Raw genomic sequence first — 23152 nt, forward strand, 5'->3', positions numbered from 1 at the left:
CCATAGGAGGCACGTGATGTCCCCAGCACCTGTCGAGCGGCCCCACGACGACCGTCCGCTGACCGCGGAGGCGAACCGTCTCATGGACCGCAACCCGGGCTACCGCGTCGAGATCATCGGGGGCCAGATCCTCGTGTCCCCGCCCCCGGACGGCCCGCACGCCGAGGCCCTCACCAGTCTCCCCGTTCCCTTCCTGGCGGCCGGGCTGCACACCTCGGAGACACGCGTACTGCAGGGGATCGGCCTCTGGCTCCCCAGTGGCACGGAGGACTACGCGATCCCCGACCTGTCGGTGGTGGATGCCGATTACCGGGACAGCTACGTCGAGAACAACTGCTACGACCCCATCTGCTTTCGCCTGGTCGTCGAAGTCACATCCACCAACTACCAGTCCGATCTACGCACCAAGGTCTCCGCATACGCTGAGGCGATGGTTCCGGTCTACGCCGTCATTGACCGCAAGTACCAGCGGCTGCACGTCCTGACCGCCCCGGACAAGGCCACGTACGCCAGCCACCGCGTCCACGCCCCCGGCGAACTGGTCACCCTCCCCGACTCCATCGGCGCCAAGGTCACCCTGGACGTGACGGAGATCCTCACCGCCGGGCAGCCGAAGCGGGACTGAGCCGGGGCGCCGCCCGCCTGATCAGGCCAGACCAGGAGGCTCCACCGGCCAGATCCTCTGCGACTCCTGTGACGGATGGGACGCCCGCCGCAGACTGCCTCCATGGCACCCCTGAGGAAGCTCACCGCCGCGCTGTCGGCCACCGCCGCGGTACTGCTCGCGGCAACCCCCACAGCCTCGGCGACAACGCCCACCCCCCACGGCACCCTCGTGCAGGAGAACTTCAACCGGCTCCCCCTCGGCCCGGTCACAGCAGGCCAGGGCTGGACCACAGAGACCTCCAACGGCACCCTGACCGTCGAGCCGAGCACCACGGGTCACGGTCGCGAACTCCACCTCCGCACCGAGGGCAACGGCCGCGCCTTCCTCGTGCTGCCCGACCTCGCTCCGCCCGGCAACAGCCTCTGGGCCCGGCTGCGGCTGCGCGTGGCCGCGTTCCCGACGGCTCCCGACTGGGCGCACTGGACCATCGCGGAAGCGTCCGGCTCCGACTCCCCCACGCTGGTGCGCCCGTTGGGCGGCCAGTACGCCCCCACCGACAACGGCAACTTCTGGGGCGTCGGCTCCGACCTCGGCCCCACCGGCGACTGGACGCTCTGGAAGACCTCCGCCCCAGCGGCCGCCTCGAAATGGAGTTGCGTCGAATTCCACCTGGACGCCAAGGACAACCAGGTCACCGTCTACCTCGACGGCGTCGAACAGCCCGACCTGACCGTCTCCACCAACCACCACGGCGGCACCCCGGACGCCTTCACCTTCCCCACCTTCGACAAGCTCAAGCTCGGCTGGCAGCTCTACCAGGCCGACCCGACCCCGTCGTCGTACGACGTCCGTCTGGACGACCTCGCCGTGAGCACCCGGCGGGTGGGGGGCTGCACGGGCGGATGACAGCCGCCTCGGCCGGGCGAGTGACCCCACCAGCCAGCCCCCGTCCGCAGCGACAACCTCGCACCTAATCTGACGACATGTCAGATGAAGAGTCGTACGAGCTGCTCGGTTTCGATCACGTGCTGGTGCCGGTCGGGGACCTCGAGGAGGCGGTGGGGTTCTACGAGCGGGTCGGGTTTCCGGTGGCGTTTCGGCTCGACGAGGCCGGGATCGTGCTGCTGAAAGTGGGCAAGGAGACGCCGGGGGTGCTGTTGCGGCTGGAGGAGGAGCTCAGTCGGCGGCAGCCCGTGTGGGCCTCGCCGCGGGTGTGGCTGGAGGTTCGGGACACCCGCGCGAAGGCCGAGGCGCTCCGCACGGCCGGCCTGGACCTCCTCGCCGAGCCCTTCTCCTGCGCCACCGGGTGGACCGTCGAGGTCGCCGACCCCTGGGGGAACGTCATCGGATTCACCGACTACAGCAAGCGGCCCGAGCTGGCCCGGGTCGCGTAGGACTCACGGGCACGCAGGGCCCAGGGGCACGTAGGGCCTACGTCACATCCACATCGCCCACCCCTCACTTGAACGTGTTCAAAAGCAGGTCTACAGTCTCCCTCAGAAGCTTTTGAACGTGTTCAAGGGCGCCGAAGTGGCCTCCGCTGCGGGGGCTTTGCGAAGGGTGGGGGCATGGATCTCACGGTCGTGTCGTACGTCGTGTATCTCGTGGTCAGCGTCGGGCTGACGGTCTGGGTGGCGCGCACGCTGAGCCAGAACGGGCGGGTGTTCCTCGCCGATGTGCTGCACGGGAACGAGAAGCTGGCCGAGGCCGTCAACCACCTGCTGGTGGTGGGGTTCTACCTGGTGAACCTCGGGTTCGTCGCGCTCTATCTGAGCGGCGACGACAACATCGGCAGCACCCGCGAGATCTTCGAGGCCCTGTCGACCAAGCTCGGCGTGGTGCTGCTGGTCCTCGGCGTGATGCACCTCGGGAACGTCTACGTGCTCAACAAGATCCGGCGGCGCGGAATGATGGAGCGGGAGCAGCTGCCGCCCGTCGCGCCGCAGGACTGGATCGCCCCCGCGGCCGGGGCGTGACCACGATGAAGCTCGCTGCTCACACAGCGACCGACGACCGGGGCGCCGCGCGCGTCCCGGTCCGCGGGCTCACCGTCCTCTACGACGCGCAGTGCTCGCTCTGCGCCCACGTCCGCGACTGGCTCGGCAAGCAGCGCCAGCTCGTGCCGCTGGAGCTGGTCGCCGCCGGATCCGAGGAGGCCCGGCGGCGCTTCCCCTCGCTCGACCACCGCGCCACGCTCGACGACATCACCGTCGTCGGGGACGCGGGGCAGGTCTACCGGGGCTCCGCCGCCTGGGTCGTCACCCTGTGGGCGCTGCGCGAGCACCGCCCGCTCGCCCACCGGCTGAGCACCCCGGCCGGCGCCAGGCTCGCCCGGGGCGCGGCGCTCGCGGCCGCCAAGTGGCGGGGGGCGCAGTGGCAGGGGGAGCGGGGCGGCGGCGCCTACCAGTGGGGCGACGGGTGGGCGTACGACCCGAGCCGTGGGTGGACGTACACGGCTCCGGGTTGTGACGACGGCTCCTGCCGCACTCGTTAGGCTCCTTGCGTGCCCGCGAAGAACGACAGCCCAGAGCCCGTGATGAGCCACAGCCCGAAGCCCGGCATGAGCCACGGCCCGGCCGGTGACGGCGACGGTGACGGCAGTGCGCCCAGCAAGTCCGAGCAGACCCGCGCGCTGATCCTGGAGACGGCGATGCGGCTGTTCCAGGAGCGGGGGTACGACAAGACGACGATGCGGGCCATCGCCCAGGAGGCCGGTGTCTCCGTGGGCAACGCCTACTACTACTTCGCCGGCAAGGAGCACCTGATCCAGGGCTTCTACGACCGGCTCGCCGCCGAGCACCGCGTGGCCGTGCGTGAGGTGCTGGACCGTGAGACGGATCTGGAGGCCCGGATCTCCGGGGTGCTCAGGACGTGGCTCGACATCGCCACGCCGTACCACGAGTTCGCGGTGCAGTTCTTCAAGAACGCCGCCGACCCGGACAGCCCCCTCAGCCCCTTCTCCGCCGAGTCGGAGCACGCGCGCGAGGAGGCCATCAGCGTCCACCGCGAGGTGCTGGCCGGGGCGAAGACGAAGGTCCCGGCGGAACTGCGGGACATCCTCCCGGAGTTGATGTGGCTCTCCCAGATGGGCCTCGTCCTGTACTGGGTCTTCGACCGCACGGAGGGCCGCGAGCGCAGCTACCGGCTCGCCGCACGCGGTGCCCGCCTCACCACCCGGGGCGTCGTGCTCGCCCGTTTCCGGGTCCTGCGCCCGCTCGTCCTCGAAGTCCACGACCTCTTCACGGACTTCCTGCCCGGCATGACCAACGCCCTTCCGGACCCGGCCAAGAGAGCCGCCGAAGGCAGCAAGTCCACAGGCAGCAAGTCCGAAGGCAATAAGTCCGAGGGCAGGAAAAAGGGGCGCCCGTCGTCGCGAACGAAGACGAGCGCCCCGGAGCCCGACTGAGGCCCGTACGCGGTCAGTTCACCGCGTCGACCCCTCCCTCGGCCAGCTCCACGTCGTGCACCAGCGGCTCCCCGTTCACGATCACGTGCCGGGCGCGGGAGCCGTACGCGGCCGCCGACACCGCCAGGAGGTACGTCCCCGGCGTCGGTACCGAGAGGATGTACGAACCGTCGGCGAGGGACGCGACCCGGTCCAGCTGACGGCCGCCCTTCGACAGCAGGGTGACGGACGCGCCCTCGACAGGCACCCCGTCGGTGTCCCGGACGAAGCCGTGCACCGCGCTCGCGCCGCCGTCGGCCGGACCCGGCTCCGTGTCGGCGTCCTCCTTCGGCTCCACCGCGAGGTGCGGCATCCGCTTGTCCAGCCAGGCCGGCAGCCACCAGTTGGAGTTGCCGAGCAGGTGCATCGCGGCCGGCACCAGCGCCGTACGCAGGATGAACGCGTCGAGTGCCACCGCCGCCGCGAGTCCGACGCCCGCCATCGCCGCGCCCGAGTCGCCGCTGAGCACGAAGGCGAGGAAGACGCAGACCATGATCAGGGCGGCGGAGTTGATGACGCGGCTGGTCTCGGCGAGACCCACCCGCACCGCGCGCGCGTTGTCCTTCGTGTGGACCCACTCCTCGTGCATGCGGCTGACCAGGAACACCTGGTAGTCCATGGAGAGGCCGAAGAGCAGCGAGAGCATGATGACGGGCAGGAAGGCCTGGATCGGGCCCTCCTTGCCGAGGCCGAGCAGGTCCAGGCCCCAGCCCCACTGGAAGATCGCCACGAGTACGCCGAAGGACGCGGCGGCCGCGATCAGGTTCATCAGCGCGGCCGTCAGGGGCACCACGATCGAGCGGAAGGCGACCATCAGGAGCAGGAAGCCGAGGCCGATGATGGTCGCGATGAAGTACGGCAGCCGGTCCCCGGTCACGGACGCGAAGTCCTTGAAGATCGCGGTCACGCCGCCGACATGCGCCTTGACCCCCGCGTCGGGGATCACCTCGTCGCGCAGGGTGTCGATGAGCTGGTCGGTCTTCACGGACTGCGGTGAGGTGGTCGGGACGACCTGGATCACCGTCACGCCGTTCGCGGGCGGCAGCGCGGCGACCCGGGCGACCCCGTCGGTCCCCTGGATGCCCTTCACCAGCGCGGACGTGTCACCGCCCTGCGTGACGACCTGGAGCGGCCCGTTGAAGCCGGGGCCGAAGCCCTCCGCGAGCAGGTCGTACGCCTTCCTGGTCGTCGACGACGCGTCGTTGTTGCCCTGGTCGCTGGCGCCGAGCCGCAGCGACAGCACGGGCAGCGCGAGGACGGCCATGACGACCAGGGCCATCGCGGCGATCGAGCGCGGGCGCTTCTGCACGGTCCCCGACCAGCGGTTCGCGAGACCGCTGGTGCGCTCCGGCTCGGGCCCTTCGGCAGCCAGCTTGCGCCGCTGCTTGCGGCTGAGCACCCGCGGGCCGAGGAAGCCGAGCAGCGCCGGCAGCAGGGTGACCGACGCGATCACGCTGAGGACGACCGTGAGCGAGGTGCCGATGACCACGCCGTCCAGGAAGCGCAGGTTCGTCACCAGCATTCCGGCGAGGGCGATGCACACGGTGCCGCCCGCGAACAGCACGGCCCGGCCGGAGGTGTTGAGGGCGGTGGCCATCGACTCCTCCGGCTGCATGCCCCGCAGGATGCCGCGCCGGTGCCGGGTGACGATGAACAGGGCGTAGTCGATGCCGACGCCGAGCCCGATCAACGAGGCCAGCAACGGGGCCACTTCGGGTACGTCCGTGACATGGCTGAGCAGCTGGGTGGAGAACAGTCCGGTGCCGACGGCGAAGATCGCGATGGCGATCGGCAGCAGCATCGCGAAGAGCGAGCCGAAGGCCAGGAACAGCACGATGGCCGCCGCCGCGAGACCGACCACCTCGGCGATACCCTGCGGCGGCTCCTCGACACGCTGGATCGCCTGGCCGCCCAACTCGACCTTCAGACCGCTGTTCTCGGCCTTCTGCGCGGTGTCGACGACGTTCTGGATCAGATCCTTCTCGACGCCGTTGGCCTGCTCCGTGAAGGTGATCTGGGCGTAGGCGATCCGCCCGTCCTTGCTGATCTGCGCCGCGCCCGCGTCGCCCGCGTACGGGGAGGTGACCCCGCCGACGCCCTTCATCTTGCCGATCTCGTCGAGTGCGGGCTGGATCCGGGACCGTACGGCCTGGTCACGGACCGTTCCCTCGTCGACCTTCCACACCACCGTGTCGGTGTCGCCGGCACTGGCCGGGAAAGCCTTCTCCATCAGGTCGAACGCACTCTTGGAGTCCGTGTTCGGAAGGGAGAAGACGTTCGCATAGGACGTGCCCGCGGTCGATGCCGCGAAGCCCAGTCCGAACAGCGCCCCCACCCACAGCAACAGGACCACCAGCCGATGCCGATAGCACCACCGCGCCAATGTCGCCACGCTCAAAGCTCCTTCAGTTGTCGATCGGTAGGTCCCCCAGGTCCTGTCAACAGCATCGGTGCCGCCGCTTACGCGCGGACTGCGTCGCCCATGACTCTCAAGGAACTCCAAAGCACGAACAGCCCCGCCGATCAGCGCGCTTGCCGATACTGGGGGCATGACGGCTCCAGGAACCGTGCTGGTCGTGGAGGACGAACCGAGCATCGCGGACGTCCTCGCCATCGCCCTGCGCTACCACCGCTTCGAGGTGATGACCGCCGGCACCGTCCGCGAGGCGCTCACCCTCGCCGAGCGCACCCGCCCCGACGCGGCGCTCCTCGACGTGATGCTGCCGGACGGCGACGGCCGGGCCCTCGGCCGCGAACTGCGCGTCCGGCAGCCCGACCTGGCGATCGTCTTCCTCACGGCACGCGACGCGCCCGCCGAGATCGTCGGCGCCCTCGGCTTCGGCGACGACTACATCACCAAGCCGTTCAACATCGACGAGGTGATCGCCCGCGTCACCGCCGTGCTGCGCCGCATCCGCCCCGCCGACGTCCTCCCGCAGCGCCCGCCGCTGCGCTACGGCGACCTGGAGCTGGACGAGACGACGTACTCCGTGCACCGCGGCGACCGCACGGTGGAGCTCACCCCCACCGAGTACGCCCTGCTGCGCTTCCTCGTCCGCAACGGAGGACGGATCGTGCCGAAGGAGCAACTCCTGCGCCACGTATGGCAGTACGAGCACTCGGCCGAGTCGACCGTCGTGGAGACGTACATCAGCTATCTGCGGCGCAAGCTCGACACGCTCGGACCGCCGGTGATACAGACCCGGCGGGGCGTCGGATACGGACTCGCATGAGGGCCAAAGGCCGCCTGTTCCGTCACGGGATCCACTCGCTGCGCGGCGGGCTGATGCTCGCGAACGTGGCGCTGCTGGCGCTCGGCATCATCATGGCGACCGCGATCAGCCTGATGGGCATGCGGCACTATCTCCTCGACCAGGTCGACGCGGAGCTGACCAAGACCCGGGATTCACTGGGCAGTTCGCGGCTGTCGATGCGGGACATAGAGTCGCTGAGCGCGTTGGCGTTCGTCCGCGACCGGCTCGTACCGCCGACGGACCAGCGGCCGAAGCCGGACTCGATCTTCACGGCCGTCGACGGCAAGGGGAAGCCCGTCGCCATCGGCGACTTCAAGACCACCGACGCCCAACGCGCCCTGGCCGACGCGGTCGGCAACCCGCCCGCACTCGCCCGCGACAGCGACCCGCACGACGTCACCGTGCACGACGCCGCCTACCGGGTGACCGCGACCCGGCTCGTCGACGGCACCTACGTCCTGGTCGCCACCTCGACCGACGGGCTGCACAAGGGCATAGCCAAGGCACTCAAGCTCGACCTCGCCGTCGGCACCCTGCTGCTGTCGCTGCTCGCCTGTCTGACCCTGTTCAGCGTGCGCCGCCGGATGCGGCCCCTGGAGGACATGGTGGAGACCTCGTCGGCGATCGCCGAGGGGGACCTGACGCGCCGGGTGCCCTCCAGCCACCATCCGACCCAGGAGGTCGAGCAGCTGCGCCTCGCCCTCAACTCCATGCTCCACCAGGTCGAGTCGGCGTACCGCACCCGCGAGCACAGCGCGGCCCAGCTGCGCCGTTTCGTCGCGGACGCCTCGCACGAACTGCGCACCCCACTGTCCGCGATCCGCGGCTACCTCCAGCTGTACGACAAGGGGATGCTGACGGATCAGGCCGAGCGCAAGCGGGCCTGGGACCGGATGAACGGCGAGGTCGACCGGATGGGCCGGCTCGTCGACGAACTCCTCACGCTGGCCCGCCTCGACCAGCAGCCCGAGCTCCGCTTCAGGAACGTCGACCTGAGCCGCCTGGTCCGGGACGCCGCCGAGGACCTGCGGGCCCAGCAGCCCGGCCGCCCGGTGACCGTCGGCGCCGACGGCACGCTGCTGGTGCACGCCGACGAGTCGGGGCTGCGGCAGGTGCTCGGCAACCTCGTGGGCAACGTGCGCACCCACACGCCCACCGAGGTGCCCGTCACCTTCGGTCTGGAGCGTGTGGACGGTGTCGTACGGCTATGTGTCGCGGACGAGGGGCCGGGGCTCACGGAGGAGGACGCGGCCCGCATCTTCGACCGGTTCTTCCGCGCGGGCGGCGGCGCGGGCAGCGGGCTCGGCATGGCGATCGTGCAGGGCGTGGTGACGGCGCACGGGGGCGAGGTCGCGGTGGTGACGGCGCCCGGCGCGGGGCTCGCGGTGACGGTCACGCTGCCCGCCGCATGCCGTGCGGTGGCCGATTGAACGGACGGCACCGGTATGCCGTACAGATAAGGAGAACGGCGGCCGGCGGCCTCCCGCGCCCGGTCGGCCGTGCCACCACCGCGTTTCGCAGCGTTTCGCACGGAAGGACCCTGGGGTTGTCGTTCTCCACGCGCTCTGAGCACCAGCCGGACACGGACCCGGCAACCTCCGAGGAAGGCCCGGCACAGGCCCCGGCGGCGGACACCACTGCCGGGGACGGGAAGACAGCGGATACGGCGGATACGGCGGATACGGCAGCCGCCGACACGGATCCGGATACCGACACGGACACGGACACGGCCGACGCCACGACCGACACCGAGCCCCCCGTCGCCGCCGCGACCGCCACTGAGACCGTCGCCGACACCGGCACCGTCACGGAGGACAAGGCAGCCGCCGAGGAGTCCGCAGCCGCAGACCAGCCCGACGCCGAAGAAGCCACCCCGGACACAGGCGATTCCGACGACGGCGACGGCGACGGCCCGGCCCACGAACCCCCCACCGCCGAAGTACCCCGCCCCGGCTGGCGAGGCTGGCGCACCCGTTACCCCCTCGCCGCCCGCATCGTGGCGTGGACGACCACGGCCCTGGCCGCGGCCTTCGTCCTCGCGGGCCTCCTGGTGCCGAACAGCCTCGATCTCCTCACGCCCGACGCCTTCGTGCACATCCCCCTGGAGGCGGTCCTCGGCGCCGCCGTGCTGCTCGTGCTGCCGCGCTGGCCGCGGCTGGTGGCGGCCGCGCTCGGCGGGCTGACGATCGGCACGCTGGCCATCCTGAACATGCTCGACATGGGCTTCAAGCAGTACCTCGGCCGGGGCTTCAACGTGGTCCTCGACTGGCCGCTGTTCGCCGACGCCGAGTCGTTCCTCCAGGACTCGATCGGCAGGACGGGCGCGATCGTGACGGCGATCGCCGCGGTGGTCGCCGTAGTGCTGGTACTGGCCCTGATGACGCTCGCGGTGATCCGGCTGAGCAACCTGATGGCGCGCAACACCGCGGTGGCGACCCGCACCACGCTGGTCCTCGGAACCGCCTGGATCACCTGCACGGCGCTGGGTCTCCAGGTCGCGGGCGAGCCGGTCGCGTCGAAGAGCACGGTGTCGGAGGCCAAGGACCGCGTGGAGCGGGTGGACAGGACGCTGAAGGACGAGGCGGTGTTCGCGAAGGAGACCAAGAAGGACAACTTCGCCGCCCTGCCGGGCGACCAGCTGCTGACCGGGCTGCGCGGCAAGGACATGATGTTCACCTTCATCGAGAGCTACGGCCGCAGCGCGATCGAGGACCCGATCATGGCGCCGGGCGTCGACGCGACGCTCACCTCGGCGACCGCGAAGCTGAAGAAGGCGGGCTGGGGCTCCGAGAGCGGCTGGCTCACCTCGGCGACGTACGGCGCGGGCAGCTGGCTCGGCCACTCCACCTTCATGTCGGGCCTGTGGATCTCCAACCAGCAGCGCTACCGCACCGTCATGGCGAGCGACCACATGCCGCTCACCGAGGCGTTCCGGCGCACCGGCGCCTGGGAGACGGTCGGCGTCATGCCGGGCGTCCAGAAGGGCTGGCCGGAGGGCAAGTACTACGGCCTCGACCGCATCTACGACTCCCACAAGCTCGGCTACAAGGGCCCGAAGTTCAGCTGGTCGACGATGCCGGACCAGTACACGCTGAAGGCGTTCGAGAGGCTGGAGCACGGCAAGAAGCACGCCAAGCCGCTGATGTCGTTCCTGATCCTGACCTCCAGCCACAACCCCTGGGCGCCGATCCCGAAGACGATCCCGGACTCCCAGGTCGGTGACGGCTCGGTCTACGACGGCATCGAGAAGGCGGCCAAGCGGCCGACGGACGTGTGGAAGCAGACCGACCAGGTGCGTGCCGAGTACGGCAAGTCCATCCAGTACTCGGTGACGAGTCTCATCGACTACGTGATCAAGTACGGCAACAAGAACACGGTCCTCGTCTTCCTCGGCGACCACCAGCCGATCGCCAAGGTCAGCGGCAACCACGCCAGCCGGGACGTGCCGGTCGCGATCGTGGCGCACGACCCGAAGGTGCTCGACAAGATCGCCGACTGGCACTGGACGGACGGTCTCCAGCCGGCGCACGACGCCCCGGTCTGGAAGATGAGCTCGTTCCGCGACCGCTTCCTGACGGCGTACGGCAAGGAGCCGACGGCTCCGTAGGACCCAGGCACGGGTCACACGTACGAGTAGGGGTTACAGGTACGGCTAGACGGCAGTGGCGGCGACCACCGCCCACACCGTCTTGCCGTACCGCCCCCGCCCCCACACCCCCCACGACGCCGCGATCCCCTCCACGAGATGGAGCCCGCGGCCGGTCTCCTCCCACTCGGCGACCTCGCGCAGGCGGGGCTCGACGAGGCCCTCGTCGGAGACCTCGATGAAGCAGGACCCGTCGGCGAGGGCGGTCACCGCGACCTCGAACTCCCTTTCAAGGAGCGGGCCGTGGCGTACGACGTTGGTCGCCAGCTCGGAGACCAGCAGGACGACGTCCTCCAGGGTGGGTTCGCCGCTGCTGTGCCCCCAGTCGGACAGGTGGTCGCGCACCCGGCGCCGGGCCAGGCCCACGGACGCCGGGTGCCTGGGCAGCCGGAAGGAGTTGCGTCTCACCACGGTTACTCCTCACCCCGTGCACGCCTTTCACACATCCAGCTGCGTCGCATGCAGGCGCGATGTCACTGCGGTGAGGTCGGACCCCGCGAAATCACGTCAATTGCCATATCCGGACATGTCATATCCAGCCCAGCCGCCAGAGGCGGAAGACGCCGGTGCCGTCCGACAGATACTGGCCGCCGCCGACGTCCTCGCTGCTGAGTACGTACTCCTTGCCCTGCCACAGGGGAATCAGCGGAACGTCCCGGGCCACGGCCTCCTGCACCTGCCGGAAGTCCGCGGTGGTGCGGCTGCGGTCGCCGTACTGCTGGCTGTCCTGGATCAGCCGGTCGACGCTCTTGTCGCTGTACCCGTTCTTCATGGCGTTGCCGGTGCCGACGAGCGCGGCGCTGAAGTTGTCCGGGTCGGGGAAGTCGGCCACCCAGCCGACGGCGTACGCGTCCAGCTTGCCGTCGGCGTACGCCTTCTGGAAGTCGGCCCACTCAAGGCCCTTGGTCTCCACCTTGAACAGACCGTCGGCCTCCAGCTGCCGCTTCAGCTCGGCGGCCTCGGCAGCACCGGCACCACGCCCCGCGCCGTACCCGTAGGTGAAGTGCACCGGCAGCGACACGCCGGCCTCGGTCAGCAGCTTGCGGGCCTTCTTGGCGTCGGGCTTGGGATAGGCGTCGAAGAACGCGGTGGTGTGCCCCGTGATACCCGCCGGAATCAGCCCGTAGAGCGGATCGACGGTCCCCTTGTACGTCTCGTCGCTCAGCTGTTCACGGTTGACCAGCAGAGCGAGGGCCTGCCGTACGCGACGGTCGCGCAGGGCGGAGTCCGGGCGGACGTTGAGGAAGAGGTTGCGGGTCTCGGCGCTCTCGGACACGGTGACGCGCTGCTTGGTGTCGCTCGGCGAGAGACCGGAGAGCACCGAGGGCGGCAGCTGGCGGGTGGCGACGTCGACCTGCTTCGCCTTCCAGGCGGCGGCGAGCGCCTCGGCGCTGGTGTAGTAGCGCATCTCGATGGGCTTGCCGGTCTGCTGGATGGCGCCGTGGTAGTGCGGGTTCGGCGCGAGGTCCGCCCCCTTGTCCTTCGTATACGTCTTGAGCAGGTACGGCCCGCTGCCGTCGGCGTCGGAGCCGGAACGCAGGGCGTCCTTCGCGTAGAGCGAGCTGTCGACGATGGAACCGACGCCGGTGGCCACCTTGAACGGGAAGGTCGCGTCGGCCGAGACCAGATGGAAGGTGACGGTCAGCCCGGCGGCGTCGACGGAGCCAAGTGTGTCGAGCAGGGAGTCGGGACCCTGGTCGTCGTGGATCTTCCTGACCCGGTCGAAGGAGTACTTCACATCCTCGGCGGTCATCTTGCGCCCGCTCGGGAAGGTCAGGTCGTCCCGCAGGGTGCAGCGATACGTCCTGAGCCCGCCGTTCACGAACCCACAGCTCTTCGCGGCATCCGGCACCGGCGTGGCACCGCCCGACTCGAACGTCAGCAACGTCTGAAAGACATTGCTGAACAGGGCCCAGGATCCGGCGTCGTACGCCCCGGCGGGGTCGAGCGACGTCACAGCGTCGGTCGTCCCCACCACCATGGTCCTGTCGGTGTCCTCCCCATCGGGCAGCAACTGCCAGCCACCCACCGCGATGCCCGCCAGCACCAGCAGCATCGCCAAAACCCGCATGCGAACCGAACGCATCGGTTGCCCCTCCCCATGCCACGTTCCCGTGGCCCCAAGCCACTCCCCCAGTGGCACACCGCACGCCACTCCCCAGTGGCGCGGATCACCTAATCACAGGTGTTTCACCTGGGGGAAGAGGGTTTGGTTGAGATGAGAAAGAACTTACCGAGAGCGGTTTCCGGCCGATTTCACAGGGGGCTCTCAGGCTTGCTTCGAAGCCAGCTCCACCACGGTGATGTCGGAAGGCGCCCCCACCCGCACCGGCGGCCCCCAGGCCCCCGCGCCCCGGGACACGTACAGCTGCGTGTCGCCGTACCGTTCAAGCCCCGCGACGGTCGGATTGGCCAGTTCGGCGATGAAGTTCCCCGGCCAGAGCTGTCCGCCGTGTGTGTGCCCGGACAGCTGAAGGTCGACCCCGTGCCGTACCGCGTCATGGATCTGTACGGGCTGATGAGCGAGCAGCACGCAGGCGCGTGCCGTGTCCCGGTCGCCTAGCGCCTTGCCGAAGTCGGGGCCCTGTCCCTCGCTCTCCCCCTGGATGTCATTCACCCCGGCGAGGTCGAACCCGTTCACCTCGACCCGGGCGTTCTCCAGCGGGTGGATCCCCAACTCCCGTACTTCCTCGACCCATTGAGCGGCGCCGGAGAAGTACTCGTGGTTGCCCGTGACGAAGAAGGATCCGTGGCGGGCCTTGAGCTGGGCCAGAGGGGCTGCCGCCGGACCGAGGTCCTTGACGCTGCCGTCGACCAGGTCTCCCACCACCGCGATCAGGTCGGGCTGCGTGGCATTGATCGTGTCGACGACCTTCTGCGCGAAGCCCCGGCCGAGGACCGGCCCCAGGTGGATGTCGCTGACGACCGCGATCCGGAAGCCGTGCGCGGAGCGCGGCAGCTTGGCGAGCGGCACGGTCACGCGCTTGACGCGCGGGCCGCGCAGGACGCCGTACGTTCCGTACCCGACCGTCCCGACGGCGGCAGCCGCGGCGGCCCCGCCCACCACCCGGGAGACGAAGAGCCGTCGGGAGGGAACGGAGGCGGAGACGGGAGCGGGGACGGACTCGGCGCTCTCTGCCGTGGGTGCGTCCGCCGGGAGCGGGTGCGCGGGAGGCGTGCTCCGGCGCTGCTCCGAGCCCACGGCGGCGAGCGGCGCCGGCGTCTCGTCGAGGAGGACGGACTGCCGCCGCTCGACCAGGCGCCGCAGCACGGGCCGTACGGCCTCTGCGGCGAGCACCCCCAGCAACAGATAGATGGCCAGCGCCATCCACAGGAACCCTGGCCAGCCGACCACCCGTTGCACCCAGAACGGCGCCCCGGCCCGCTCGGTGGCCACCGCGGCCACCATCAGCACGGGCCCGGCAATCATCACCCCGGTACCGACGCGCCGCGCCACTCCGGGCCCCCGCGTCGTGTCCCGCACGAGCCGTCGCCACACATACCAGTGCAGCCCGGCGACCAGGGCCACGGCGACAAGCCCCACCAGCACGAAGACGACGACCACGTATCCCCCGCTACACCCGAGACAACAACCGTTACGCCGCGCGGCGCAAGGCGCGAATTCCGCGCAACCCGATGCCCCCGACGACCGTCCCAAGGACAAAGGAGACGACGGCGAGCGTCAGGTGCACCCAGAAGTACGCCGTCGGGTCCCCGGCGTCGTTGAACGCGAGCCCGCTGCCGTCCTTCCAGAGATTCTTGACGAAAGTGATCCAGATGACCCAGCTCCACACCCCGAAGGCGAGCAGGAACCAGGAGACGGGGCGGCTGAGCTTCATACGTTCAGTATCGCCGCCGTTCCCCGGCCGCCGCGGCCGGGGTGGGGAGTGCCACGCGACTTCACACGCTGTGCCATGTACGTTTCCGACCGTGCCCGCACCTCAGAAGAGCGTCAGGCGATCCCTGCTGGTCGCTTCCGCCACCGTGTTGTCCCTCTCGCTGACCGCACCCGCCGCCCTCGCGGCCCCGAGCCCGTCACCCGGTTCCTCCAAGAGCCCCTCGACGAGCCCCTCGTCCAGCCCCTCGACAACCCCGTCGGCGACACCCCCGGCCGGCATGTCGACCGTGGGCGGGGCGCAGCTCGGCCGGCCCGGCGCGCAGGCGAACCTCGGCACCGGCGCCCCCGTGCTTCCCAAGGACCTGACGGCCCGCTCGTGGATCGTCGCGGACGCCGAGTCGGGCGACGTCCTCGCCGCGAACAACGCGCACTGGCGGCTTCCCCCGGCGAGCACCCTGAAGATGCTCTTCGCCGACACGCTGCTCCCCCGCTTCCCGAGGACGATGAAGCACAAGGTGGCGGTCTCGGACCTGGCGGGTGTCGGCGCGGGCTCCAGCATGGTGGGGATAAAGGAGAACGAGACGTACACGGTCCACGACCTGTGGCTCGGCGTCTTCCTTCGCTCCGGCAACGACGCGGTGCACGTCCTGTCCGCGATGAACAAGGGCGTGGACCAGACGGTCAAGGACATGCAGGAGCACGCCGACGAGCTCCAGGCGCTGGACACGCATGTGGTGAGCCCGGACGGCTACGACGAGAAGGGCCAGGTCTCCTCGGCGTACGACCTGACCCTGTTCGCCCGCTCCGGCCTGCAGAAGAAGGACTTCCGCGAGTACTGCTCCACCGTCAGGGCGAAGTTCCCGGGCGAGACGAAGAAGAACAAGAAGGGCAAGAAGACCCGGGAGTCCTTCGAGATCCAGAACACCAACCGCCTCCTCGCCGGCGACAGCGACGTCAGCCAGTACCAGGGCATCGCGGGTGTGAAGAACGGCAACACCACCAACGCGGGCGCGACCTTCACCGGCGTCGCGGAGCGCGGCGGCAAGGTGCTGCTGGTCACGGTGATGAACCCGGAGAAGGACGAGCACAACGAGGTCTACAAGGAGGCGGCCAAGCTTCTCGACTGGGGCTTCCAGGCCGCGGACAAGGTGCAGCCGGTGGGCGAGCTGGTCGCGCCGAAGGGCGTCGAGACGAGCGCGCAGCCGGGCGCGAACGCGACCGCGCAGGGCGGCGCCTCCACGAAGCCGGTGGCCGCGTCCTCCGCCGCGAAGGGCGCAACGAGCGGCATCGGTATCGCGCTGGGCATCGCGGCCGGCGTGCTGGTGCTGCTCGCCGCCGGGATCTTCCTGGTCAATCGCCGCTGGCCGCTGCCCGACCTGGTCCGTCGCCGCTCACGCCGCTGACGCCCTCGTTCCCGGCGCCCTCCTGCACCTCGACCTCGACCTCCACCTCCGCTTCCTCCACGACCTCCTCCTCGATGTCCTCCTCGATGTCCTCCCCGCTCCGGGTAGCCGTCCAAGCAGCGCAGAACAGCACCAGCTTCGAGGTGAAGTTGATCCACAGCAGCAGCGCGACGGGCACGCCGAAGGCGCCGTACATGCTCTTCGAGGCGACGCCCTGGATGTAGCCGCTGAGCAGCAGCTTCAGCAGCTCGAAGCCGACGGCGCCGATCAGCCCGGCGGTGATCAGCCGCCGCCGGGTCGGCTCGACGCCGGGCAGCAGCGTGAGGACGTACAGCAGGAGGAGGAAGTCGGCGAGGACGGCGACGAGGAACGCGGCGATGCGCAGTACGAGGCTGCCCCAGCCGCCCCGTTCGATGCCGAGCTGGTCCGTGGTCCAGCCCACGGCGGCGGAGGCGACCGTGGAGGCGGCGATGGTGACGAGGACGGCGCCGCCCAGGCCGACGAGCACGCCGCCGTCCTTGAGCTTGCGCATGAGGGGGTTGCCCTCCTCGTCGTCCCGTTCCCAGACCGCGCGCAGGCACTCCCGCATGGAGCCGACCCAGCCGATGCCGGTGAACAGCAGCACGGCGCCCGCGATGAGGCCCACGGTGCCCGCGTTCGCGGCCAGGGAGCTGACGTCGAGCTGGTCGGAGATGCCGGGGACCTGGTCGGCGAGCTTGTTCTGGAGGTCCTGCTGCTGGCTCTTGCTGAGCGTGGCGGCGGCGATCGCGGCGGCGACGGTGAGCAGCGGGAAGAGCGCGATGAAGCTGATGAAGGTCATCGCCGCGGCGAGCCGCGTCCACTTGACCCGGTCCAGACGCTCGTACGAGTGCCACGCGTGCGTCGTCGTCAGCCAGGTGACCACCGGCCCGATGCCGGGAAGCTTTTTCAGCCAGTCCATGATCCGATTCTCCCCTCGCCGCGGAAGACCCATGTCCGGGTACCCCAGAACCGCAGAACGGTGGCGAGCACCATCCCGATCCCGGCGCCCGAGACGGTGTCCGCGCGCGGCGAGGTGAACCCGAGGCCGTAGTGGCTGACGGCGATGCACAGCAGCTGGACGAGGGCACCGGCGACGTTCACGGCGAAGAAGGCCCCGTACTGGCGCAGCCCGCGCGCCGCGTGCCGGTAGGTGCCGAGCGCGTTGCCCGCGTACGCCACCGAGCAACCGGCCACGAACGAGAGCGACTTGGCGGTGAGCGGGTCGAGTCCGACGGGCCCGCGCAGCCAGACGAAGAGGCCGAGGTCGGCGGCGTAGGCGAGGAGTCCGACGGTGGCGAAGCCGAACAGCTCCTGGAACAAGGGCCGTTGGGTGGTGCGTTGGGTGATGATGCTCACCAGTTGGCCACCGCGAGCCCGTACATGGCCAGCCAGGCCAGGCCGATGACGGCGAGCGCGCGGTCGCGCAGGACCACGTCCTCCGGCTCGCCCGCCGTACCCCGATCGGCGAAGACGGCATAGCGCAGGACGGCCAGGATGTAGGCCACCATGGACAGTTGCCGCCAGGGCAGGACGCTGGTGCTCGGCACGCCGCCCTCCTCCAGGGCCCACAGGCAGTAGCCGAGGACGGAGACCCCGGCGGCCAGCTGCCAGACGAAGCGCAGGTAGCCGGTGGTGTACTCGGTGAGCAACGCCCGTGTGGCGCCCGCCTTTCCGGCCATCTGGACGGCTTCGGAGTACCGCTTCGCGGAGACCATGAACAGCGCCCCGAAGCCGGTGGTGATCAGGAACCAGCGCGAGAGCGGGATGCCGAGCGCGAGTCCGCCGATCATCGCCCGCATCAGGAACCCGGTGGTGACGACGACTAGGTCGACGACCAGGACGTGCTTGAGGCTGACGCAGTAGGCGAGTTGCATGCCGAGGTAGGCGGTGAGCAGCGCCGAGGTGAAGGGCGAGCAGAGCCAGACTGCGGCGGTGGGGGCGAGGACGGCGAGGACGCCACCGACGGCGTACGCGACGGGGACGGGGACCTGCCCGGCGGCGACCGGGCGGTGCCGCTTGACGGGGTGGGCGCGGTCGGCGGCGGCGTCCCGGGCGTCGTTGATCAGGTACACGGCGCTCGCGCAGGCGGTGAAAAGGACGAAGACCAAGGCCAGTTGACTGAGGGCGTGCCGTGAGAAGAGCTGGCCCGCAGCGGCCGGGGCAGCGACGACCAGCACGTTCTTGACCCACTGCCGGGGGCGGGCGGTCTTCAGGAGGCCGAGCGCGAGACCCCCGGGGCGCGAGGTCTCCGTGGGTGCGCTACGGCGTCTGGTCGCGGCGCGGTCCGTGAGCACTGCCGTGCGCTCAGCCATGGTCGGTTCCCATCCAGCGGGCGCCGAGCCGGGCCGTCAGGGCGCCCAGGGCCGCGCCGGCGGCGACGTCCGAGGGGTAGTGCACGCCGACGACCAGCCGGGACAGGCACATGGCGGCGGCGACCGGGGCGACCACGGGGGCGCCCAGCGCGCCGAAGGCCACCGCGGCTGCCGCGGCGGAGGTGGCGTGCGAGCTGGGGAAGGAGTGACGTCCGGCGGTGCGGACCAGCGGCCGCACGTGCGCGGGGCGCGGACGGCGCACCAGCCGTTTCACACCCATGCTGGCCAGGTGGGCGCCGGCGGTGAGCGCCGTGCCGCGCAGCCAGGCGCGGCGCCGCCCCCGGTCGACGGCCGCGCCCGCGAGACCCACCGCGAGCCACAGCGCGCCGTGCTCCCCGGCCCAGGACAGGCCGCACGCCACGGCGGCCACCCGCGCATTGGCGCCGTACGCGTGCACCGCCGACAGCAGCCGATGATCCACGTCGGCGAAGTCGCCGCCACGATCGTCGTCAAGAACGTCGTCAAGGTCATCCATGTGATCTCACTCTTCTAGGGAGTGGCCGCAGAATTACGGCAATCTAGGACGACATCCCATTAATCACCCATTTCGGTGAGGACCCGTGAGGGACAGGGTGATTAAGGCGTTATGCACCCTTTCCGGCGCTACGGTCGCGGTCATGCCAGCCGACACCGACCACCCCACCACCTCCGCCCCCGCCCCCGTCCCCGTCACGGGCTGGGGCCGCACCGCCCCGACCGCTGCCCGTCTGCTCCGCCCGCGCAGCTACGAGGACGCGGCGGCCGCCGTCCGGGAGTGCGGGGCGCGCGGCGGCATCGCACGCGGGCTCGGACGGGCGTACGGGGACGCCGCGCAGAACGCGGGCGGGGTCGTGCTCGACATGACCGGCCTCGACCGCATCCACGCCATCGACGCGGACGGCGGCACGGTGCTGTGCGACGCGGGCGTGTCCCTGCACCGGCTGATGGAAGTCCTGCTCCCGCTCGGCTGGTTCGTGCCGGTCACCCCCGGGACCCGCTATGTGACGGTCGGCGGGGCGATCGGCGCGGACATCCACGGCAAGAACCACCATGTGTCCGGGTCGTTCGCCCGCCATGTGCTCTCCTTCGAACTGCTCACGGCGGACGGTGAGATCCGTACGGTCGGCCGCGGCACCCCGCTCTTCGACGCCACCGCGGGCGGCATGGGCCTGACCGGCGTGATCCTCACGGCGACCGTCCAACTCCAGCCCGTCGAGACGTCCTTGATGTCGGTCGACACCGAACGTGCCACCGACCTGGACGACTTGATGGCCCGCCTCACCGCCACGGACCACCTCTACCGCTACTCGGTCGCCTGGATCGACCTGCTCGCCCGCGGCCGGTCCCTGGGCCGCTCGGTGCTCACCCGCGGCGACCACGCCCCCCTGGACGCCCTCCCGGCCCGCGCCCGCCGCCACCCCCTCGCCTTCCGCCCCGGCCGCCTCCCGGCCGCCCCCGCCTTCGTCCCCGAGGGCCTCCTGGGCCCTGCGACGGTCGGCGTCTTCAACGAGCTCTGGTACCGCAGGGCGCCCGTCGCGCGCACCGGCCAGCTCCAGCGGATCTCCACCTTCTTCCACCCGCTCGACGGGGTCCCGCACTGGAACCGGATCTACGGGCGCGGCGGCTTCGTCCAGTACCAGTTCGCCGTCGGATACGGCCAGGAGGACGCGCTGCGCCGGATCGTGCACCGCATCTCCGCGCACCGCTGCCCGTCGTTCCTCGCCGTCCTGAAGCGGTTCGGGGAGGGCGACCCGGGCTGGCTGTCCTTCCCGATGCCCGGCTGGACCCTCGCCCTGGACATCCCCGCGAACCTGCCCGGCCTCGGCGTCTTCCTCGACGAGCTGGACGTGGAGGTCGCGGCGGCCGACGGCCGCGTCTACCTCGCGAAGGACGCGCGGCTGCGGCCGGAACTGCTGGCGGGCATGTACCCGCGACTCGAGGAATTCCGTTCCCTGCGACGGGAGTTGGACCCGCGTTCCGTCTTCACCTCGGACCTGTCACGTCGCCTCAACCTCTAGGAGCTGCTGTGAAAGACGCCTTCGGCGCCCCCCAGTCCCTGCTGATCCTCGGCGGCACGTCCGAGATCGCGCTCGCCACCGCCCGCCGGCTGATCGCCCGCCGCACCCGCACCGTGTGGCTGGCCGGCCGCCCCTCCCCCGAGCTGGAGAAGGCCGCCGCGCACCTGAGCACGCTCGGTGCGGACGTCCGTACCGTCGCGTTCGACGCGCTCGACCCCGAGTCCCACGAGACCGTGCTCGGCAAGGTCTTCGCCGAGGGCGACCTCGACATGGTGCTGCTCGCCTTCGGGGTGCTCGGTGACCAGGCGCGCGACGAGAAGGAGCCGGTGGCCGCGGTGCGGGTCGCGGGGACCAACTACACGGGCGCCGTGTCGTCGGGGCTGGTGTGCGCGCGCGCCCTCCAGGCGCAGGGGCACGGCTCGCTGGTGGTGCTCTCCTCGGTGGCCGGGGAGCGCGCCCGCCGCGCCAACTTCATCTACGGCTCCAGCAAGGCGGGCCTGGACGCCTTCGCCCAGGGCCTCGGCGACGCGCTGCACGGCACCGGCGTCCACGTCATGGTCGTACGCCCCGGATTCGTCCGTACGAAGATGACGGCGGGCCTGGCCGAAGCGCCGCTGGCCACCACGCCGGAGGCCGTCGCCACGGCGATCGAGCTGGGGCTGCGACGTCGGTCGGAGACGGTGTGGGTGCCCGGGGCGCTGCGGCTGGTGATGTCGGCACTGCGACACCTGCCGCGACCGCTGTTCCGACGCCTGCCGCTCTAGCGAATCAACGCGCGGGCGTGCTGTCCCGCTCCGCGGGGGCGTTCGCCTGCGGCGGGACGACGGCGCCGCCGAAGGCGAACTCGCGGAGCTTGCGCCACACCCCGTCGGCGCCCTGTTCGTAGAGCGCGAAGCCGGTGCACGGCCACTGCGCCTCGTACTCGGAGAGCTCCTCGAAGGCGCGGTCCATGGCCGCTTCCTCGATGGCGTGCGCCACCGTGACATGCGGGTGGTACGGGAAGTGCAGCTCGCGCGCCACGGGTCCGGAGGCGTCGCGGACCTGCTTCTGGAGCCAGCTGCAGGCCGCGGCGCCCTCGACGACCTGGACGTAGACGACCGGGGAGAGCGGGCGGAAGGTGCCCGTCCCGGACAGCCGCATCGGGAAGGGGCGCCCGGCGGCCGCGACCTCGACGAGGTGCGCCTCGATCGCGGGCAGCGCCGAGTCCTCGACCTCTGTCGGCGGCAGCAGGGTGACGTGCGTGGGGATACCGGAAGCCGCGGGGTCACCGAAGCCCGCGCGCCGCTCCTGGAGCAGGCTGCCGTGAGGCTCCGGGACCGCGATCGAGACACCGATCGTTACGGTCCCCACGTCATCTCCTGTCGTCGTGTTGAGGTGTCGTCGTGTCCTGGACGGCCGACCGGGCAGGGGTGACTGCCGGTTCGGCTATCGACTGTACGGCCGTGCGGCCCCGTAGCGGGTGCCGTACCGGTGTCGCGCTCGTCTCTTACCGGCGGTCGGACCCGGTGTCAGTGCTTGGCGGGCAGGAAGCCCACCTTGTCGTACGCCTGGGAGAGCGTCTCCGCGGCGACGGCACGCGCCTTCTCGGCACCCTTGGCCAGGACCGAGTCGAGCGTCTCCGGGTCGTCCAGATACTCCTGGGTGCGCTCCCGGAACGGCGTCACGAAGTCGACCATGACCTCGGCGAGGTCCGTCTTGAGCGCACCGTAGCCCTTGCCGGCGTACTTCTGCTCCAGTTCCGCGATACCGGTTCCGGTCAGCGTCGAGTAGATGGTCAGCAGGTTGCTGATACCCGGCTTCTCGGCCGCGTCATACCTGATGACCGTGTCGGTGTCGGTGACCGCGCTCTTGACCTTCTTGGCCGTCGCCTTCGGTTCGTCGAGCAGGTTGATCAGACCCTTCGGCGTGGACGCCGACTTGCTCATCTTGATCGACGGGTCCTGGAGGTCGTAGATCTTCGCCGTCTCCTTGAGGATGTACGGCTTCGGGATCGTGAAGGTCTCGCCGAAGCGGCCGTTGAAGCGCTCGGCGAGGTCACGGGTCAGCTCGACGTGCTGGCGCTGGTCCTCGCCGACCGGGACCTCGTTGGCCTGGTAGAGCAGGATGTCGGCGACCTGGAGGACCGGGTACGTGAACAGGCCGACGCTCGCGCGGTCGGCGCCGTGCCGGGTGGACTTGTCCTTGAACTGGGTCATGCGGGAGGCCTCGCCGAAGCCGGTGAGGCAGTTCATGACCCAGGCCAGCTGGGCATGCTCGGGGACATGGCTCTGGACGAAGAGCGTGCAGCGCTCCGGGTCGAGGCCGGCGGCCAGCAGCTGGGCCGCGGCGAGCCGGGTGTTGGCGCGCAGCTCCGCCGGGTCCTGCGGGACGGTGATCGCGTGCAGGTCGACGACCATGTAAAACGCGTCGTGGGACTCCTGAAGGGCGACCCACTGGCGGACGGCGCCGAGGTAGTTGCCAAGGTGGAACGAGCCTGCGGTGGGCTGGATTCCGGAGAGCACGCGAGGACTGTCAGAGGCCATGCGGTCATTCTCTCAGGTGACGCTCCTTGCTCGGAAACAGGCGGGAA

Annotated in this window: 23 protein-coding genes; 12 read left to right on the forward strand and 11 right to left on the reverse strand. The window is 70.4% G+C overall.

The features are described 5' to 3' along the window. Nucleotides 1–16: 16 nt before the first annotated feature. From AB5J56_RS17760 to AB5J56_RS17785, 6 genes are all read left to right on the forward strand, one after another. Nucleotides 17–625 carry a Uma2 family endonuclease gene (locus tag AB5J56_RS17760; protein WP_369233720.1) on the forward strand — a complete coding sequence of 203 codons (609 nt, stop codon included), beginning with the start codon at nucleotides 17–19 and terminating at the stop codon, nucleotides 623–625. 102 nt (nucleotides 626–727) lie between these two features. Continuing rightward, complete coding sequence (locus AB5J56_RS17765; RefSeq protein ID WP_369233721.1) at nucleotides 728–1513, forward strand: hypothetical protein; 786 nt, start codon at nucleotides 728–730, stop codon at nucleotides 1511–1513. A 77-nt stretch (nucleotides 1514–1590) separates the two neighbouring features. Continuing rightward, the gene (locus tag AB5J56_RS17770; protein ID WP_369233722.1) at nucleotides 1591–2001 is read left to right on the forward strand and encodes a VOC family protein; all 411 of its coding nucleotides are present in this window, start codon (nucleotides 1591–1593) and stop codon (nucleotides 1999–2001) included. A 174-nt stretch (nucleotides 2002–2175) separates the two neighbouring features. Further along, nucleotides 2176–2583 (forward strand): hypothetical protein, encoded by a 408-nt coding sequence (locus AB5J56_RS17775; RefSeq protein ID WP_369233723.1) that lies wholly within the window; start codon nucleotides 2176–2178, stop codon nucleotides 2581–2583. Between the two features lie 5 nt (nucleotides 2584–2588). Further along, entirely contained in the window at nucleotides 2589–3101 is a 513-nt protein-coding gene (locus AB5J56_RS17780; RefSeq protein ID WP_369233724.1) for a thiol-disulfide oxidoreductase DCC family protein, read from the forward strand. A 66-nt stretch (nucleotides 3102–3167) separates the two neighbouring features. After that, complete coding sequence (locus AB5J56_RS17785; protein ID WP_369242617.1) at nucleotides 3168–4013, forward strand: TetR family transcriptional regulator; 846 nt, start codon at nucleotides 3168–3170, stop codon at nucleotides 4011–4013. Nucleotides 4014–4026: 13 nt separating this feature from the next. Here AB5J56_RS17785 and AB5J56_RS17790 read toward each other — a convergent pair whose 3' ends face one another. Further along, nucleotides 4027–6435 (reverse strand): MMPL family transporter, encoded by a 2409-nt coding sequence (locus tag AB5J56_RS17790; RefSeq protein ID WP_369242619.1) that lies wholly within the window; start codon nucleotides 6433–6435, stop codon nucleotides 4027–4029. 166 nt (nucleotides 6436–6601) lie between these two features. Here AB5J56_RS17790 and AB5J56_RS17795 point away from each other — a divergent pair, with 166 nt between their 5' ends. The 3 genes from AB5J56_RS17795 to AB5J56_RS17805 all read left to right on the forward strand — a co-directional run bounded on the left by AB5J56_RS17795 (nucleotide 6602) and on the right by AB5J56_RS17805 (nucleotide 10913). After that, nucleotides 6602–7285, forward strand: coding sequence for a response regulator transcription factor (locus tag AB5J56_RS17795; protein WP_369233725.1), 684 nt, complete (start codon nucleotides 6602–6604; stop codon nucleotides 7283–7285). Further along, entirely contained in the window at nucleotides 7282–8736 is a 1455-nt protein-coding gene (locus AB5J56_RS17800; protein ID WP_369233726.1) for a sensor histidine kinase, read from the forward strand. Before AB5J56_RS17795 ends, AB5J56_RS17800 begins: the two co-directional genes overlap by 4 nt. A gap of 116 nt (nucleotides 8737–8852) precedes the next feature. Continuing rightward, entirely contained in the window at nucleotides 8853–10913 is a 2061-nt protein-coding gene (locus AB5J56_RS17805) for a sulfatase-like hydrolase/transferase (RefSeq protein ID WP_369233727.1), read from the forward strand. Nucleotides 10914–10958: 45 nt separating this feature from the next. Here the strand turns inward: AB5J56_RS17805 and AB5J56_RS17810 are convergent, their stop codons facing one another. From AB5J56_RS17810 to AB5J56_RS17825, 4 genes are all read right to left on the reverse strand, one after another. Beyond that, the gene (locus tag AB5J56_RS17810) at nucleotides 10959–11363 is read right to left on the reverse strand and encodes an ATP-binding protein (protein ID WP_369233728.1); all 405 of its coding nucleotides are present in this window, start codon (nucleotides 11361–11363) and stop codon (nucleotides 10959–10961) included. Between the two features lie 118 nt (nucleotides 11364–11481). Then, nucleotides 11482–13038, reverse strand: coding sequence for an ABC transporter substrate-binding protein (locus AB5J56_RS17815; RefSeq protein ID WP_369233729.1), 1557 nt, complete (start codon nucleotides 13036–13038; stop codon nucleotides 11482–11484). Nucleotides 13039–13221: 183 nt separating this feature from the next. Then, a complete protein-coding gene (locus AB5J56_RS17820; protein WP_369233730.1) occupies nucleotides 13222–14517 on the reverse strand; it encodes a metallophosphoesterase in 1296 nt (431 codons plus the stop codon). A 31-nt stretch (nucleotides 14518–14548) separates the two neighbouring features. Continuing rightward, entirely contained in the window at nucleotides 14549–14791 is a 243-nt protein-coding gene (locus AB5J56_RS17825; RefSeq protein ID WP_369233731.1) for an SCO4848 family membrane protein, read from the reverse strand. Nucleotides 14792–14882: 91 nt separating this feature from the next. On the opposite strand from AB5J56_RS17825, the gene AB5J56_RS17830 reads away from it, so the two are divergent. Continuing rightward, complete coding sequence (locus tag AB5J56_RS17830; RefSeq protein ID WP_369233732.1) at nucleotides 14883–16193, forward strand: D-alanyl-D-alanine carboxypeptidase family protein; 1311 nt, start codon at nucleotides 14883–14885, stop codon at nucleotides 16191–16193. Here the strand turns inward: AB5J56_RS17830 and AB5J56_RS17835 are convergent. From AB5J56_RS17835 to AB5J56_RS17850, 4 genes are read right to left on the reverse strand one after another with little or no spacing between them, the layout of a single operon-like run. Next, nucleotides 16141–17133: a YihY/virulence factor BrkB family protein gene (locus AB5J56_RS17835; protein ID WP_369233733.1), complete on the reverse strand. Its 993-nt coding sequence runs from the start codon at nucleotides 17131–17133 to the stop codon at nucleotides 16141–16143. The two genes, AB5J56_RS17830 and AB5J56_RS17835, sit on opposite strands and share 53 nt — an antisense overlap. After that, a complete protein-coding gene (locus tag AB5J56_RS17840; RefSeq protein WP_369233734.1) occupies nucleotides 17121–17570 on the reverse strand; it encodes a GtrA family protein in 450 nt (149 codons plus the stop codon). Before AB5J56_RS17840 ends, AB5J56_RS17835 begins: the two co-directional genes overlap by 13 nt. Continuing rightward, complete coding sequence (locus AB5J56_RS17845) at nucleotides 17567–18526, reverse strand: decaprenyl-phosphate phosphoribosyltransferase (protein WP_369233735.1); 960 nt, start codon at nucleotides 18524–18526, stop codon at nucleotides 17567–17569. Before AB5J56_RS17845 ends, AB5J56_RS17840 begins: the two co-directional genes overlap by 4 nt. Further along, nucleotides 18519–19061 carry a phosphatase PAP2 family protein gene (locus AB5J56_RS17850; RefSeq protein ID WP_369233736.1) on the reverse strand — a complete coding sequence of 181 codons (543 nt, stop codon included), beginning with the start codon at nucleotides 19059–19061 and terminating at the stop codon, nucleotides 18519–18521. Before AB5J56_RS17850 ends, AB5J56_RS17845 begins: the two co-directional genes overlap by 8 nt. Before the next feature lie 142 nt (nucleotides 19062–19203). Here AB5J56_RS17850 and AB5J56_RS17855 point away from each other — a divergent pair, with 142 nt between their 5' ends. Both AB5J56_RS17855 and AB5J56_RS17860 read left to right on the forward strand, forming a co-directional pair. Next, nucleotides 19204–20583, forward strand: coding sequence for an FAD-binding protein (locus tag AB5J56_RS17855; protein WP_369233737.1), 1380 nt, complete (start codon nucleotides 19204–19206; stop codon nucleotides 20581–20583). Between the two features lie 8 nt (nucleotides 20584–20591). Then, nucleotides 20592–21347 (forward strand): decaprenylphospho-beta-D-erythro-pentofuranosid-2-ulose 2-reductase, encoded by a 756-nt coding sequence (locus AB5J56_RS17860; RefSeq protein ID WP_369233738.1) that lies wholly within the window; start codon nucleotides 20592–20594, stop codon nucleotides 21345–21347. 4 nt (nucleotides 21348–21351) lie between these two features. Here AB5J56_RS17860 and AB5J56_RS17865 read toward each other — a convergent pair whose 3' ends face one another. Both AB5J56_RS17865 and trpS read right to left on the reverse strand, forming a co-directional pair. Next, nucleotides 21352–21933, reverse strand: coding sequence for a 2'-5' RNA ligase family protein (locus AB5J56_RS17865; RefSeq protein WP_369233739.1), 582 nt, complete (start codon nucleotides 21931–21933; stop codon nucleotides 21352–21354). 158 nt (nucleotides 21934–22091) lie between these two features. Beyond that, nucleotides 22092–23105 (reverse strand): tryptophan--tRNA ligase, encoded by a 1014-nt coding sequence (trpS, locus tag AB5J56_RS17870; protein WP_369233740.1) that lies wholly within the window; start codon nucleotides 23103–23105, stop codon nucleotides 22092–22094. Nucleotides 23106–23152 lie beyond the last annotated feature (47 nt).

It is taken from the genome of Streptomyces sp. R21 (assembly GCF_041051975.1).
Taxonomy (GTDB): Bacteria; Actinomycetota; Actinomycetes; order Streptomycetales; family Streptomycetaceae; genus Streptomyces.

What these genes read in the sequence shown, in the direction of transcription:
- AB5J56_RS17855 (WP_369233737.1), top strand. Translation starts at nt 19,204, where the DNA reads ATGCCAGCCGACACCGACCACCCCACCACCTCCGCCCCCGCCCCCGTC.
- AB5J56_RS17765 (WP_369233721.1), top strand. Translation starts at nt 728, where the DNA reads ATGGCACCCCTGAGGAAGCTCACCGCCGCGCTGTCGGCCACCGCCGCG.
- AB5J56_RS17760 (WP_369233720.1), top strand. Translation starts at nt 17, where the DNA reads ATGTCCCCAGCACCTGTCGAGCGGCCCCACGACGACCGTCCGCTGACC.
- AB5J56_RS17775 (WP_369233723.1), top strand. Translation starts at nt 2,176, where the DNA reads ATGGATCTCACGGTCGTGTCGTACGTCGTGTATCTCGTGGTCAGCGTC.
- AB5J56_RS17780 (WP_369233724.1), top strand. Translation starts at nt 2,589, where the DNA reads ATGAAGCTCGCTGCTCACACAGCGACCGACGACCGGGGCGCCGCGCGC.
- AB5J56_RS17850 (WP_369233736.1), bottom strand. Translation starts at nt 19,061, where the DNA reads ATGGATGACCTTGACGACGTTCTTGACGACGATCGTGGCGGCGACTTC.
- AB5J56_RS17815 (WP_369233729.1), bottom strand. Translation starts at nt 13,038, where the DNA reads ATGCGTTCGGTTCGCATGCGGGTTTTGGCGATGCTGCTGGTGCTGGCG.
- AB5J56_RS17785 (WP_369242617.1), top strand. Translation starts at nt 3,168, where the DNA reads ATGAGCCACGGCCCGGCCGGTGACGGCGACGGTGACGGCAGTGCGCCC.
- AB5J56_RS17845 (WP_369233735.1), bottom strand. Translation starts at nt 18,526, where the DNA reads ATGGCTGAGCGCACGGCAGTGCTCACGGACCGCGCCGCGACCAGACGC.
- AB5J56_RS17835 (WP_369233733.1), bottom strand. Translation starts at nt 17,133, where the DNA reads ATGGACTGGCTGAAAAAGCTTCCCGGCATCGGGCCGGTGGTCACCTGG.
- AB5J56_RS17795 (WP_369233725.1), top strand. Translation starts at nt 6,602, where the DNA reads ATGACGGCTCCAGGAACCGTGCTGGTCGTGGAGGACGAACCGAGCATC.
- AB5J56_RS17770 (WP_369233722.1), top strand. Translation starts at nt 1,591, where the DNA reads ATGTCAGATGAAGAGTCGTACGAGCTGCTCGGTTTCGATCACGTGCTG.
- trpS (WP_369233740.1), bottom strand. Translation starts at nt 23,105, where the DNA reads ATGGCCTCTGACAGTCCTCGCGTGCTCTCCGGAATCCAGCCCACCGCA.
- AB5J56_RS17825 (WP_369233731.1), bottom strand. Translation starts at nt 14,791, where the DNA reads ATGAAGCTCAGCCGCCCCGTCTCCTGGTTCCTGCTCGCCTTCGGGGTG.
- AB5J56_RS17800 (WP_369233726.1), top strand. Translation starts at nt 7,282, where the DNA reads ATGAGGGCCAAAGGCCGCCTGTTCCGTCACGGGATCCACTCGCTGCGC.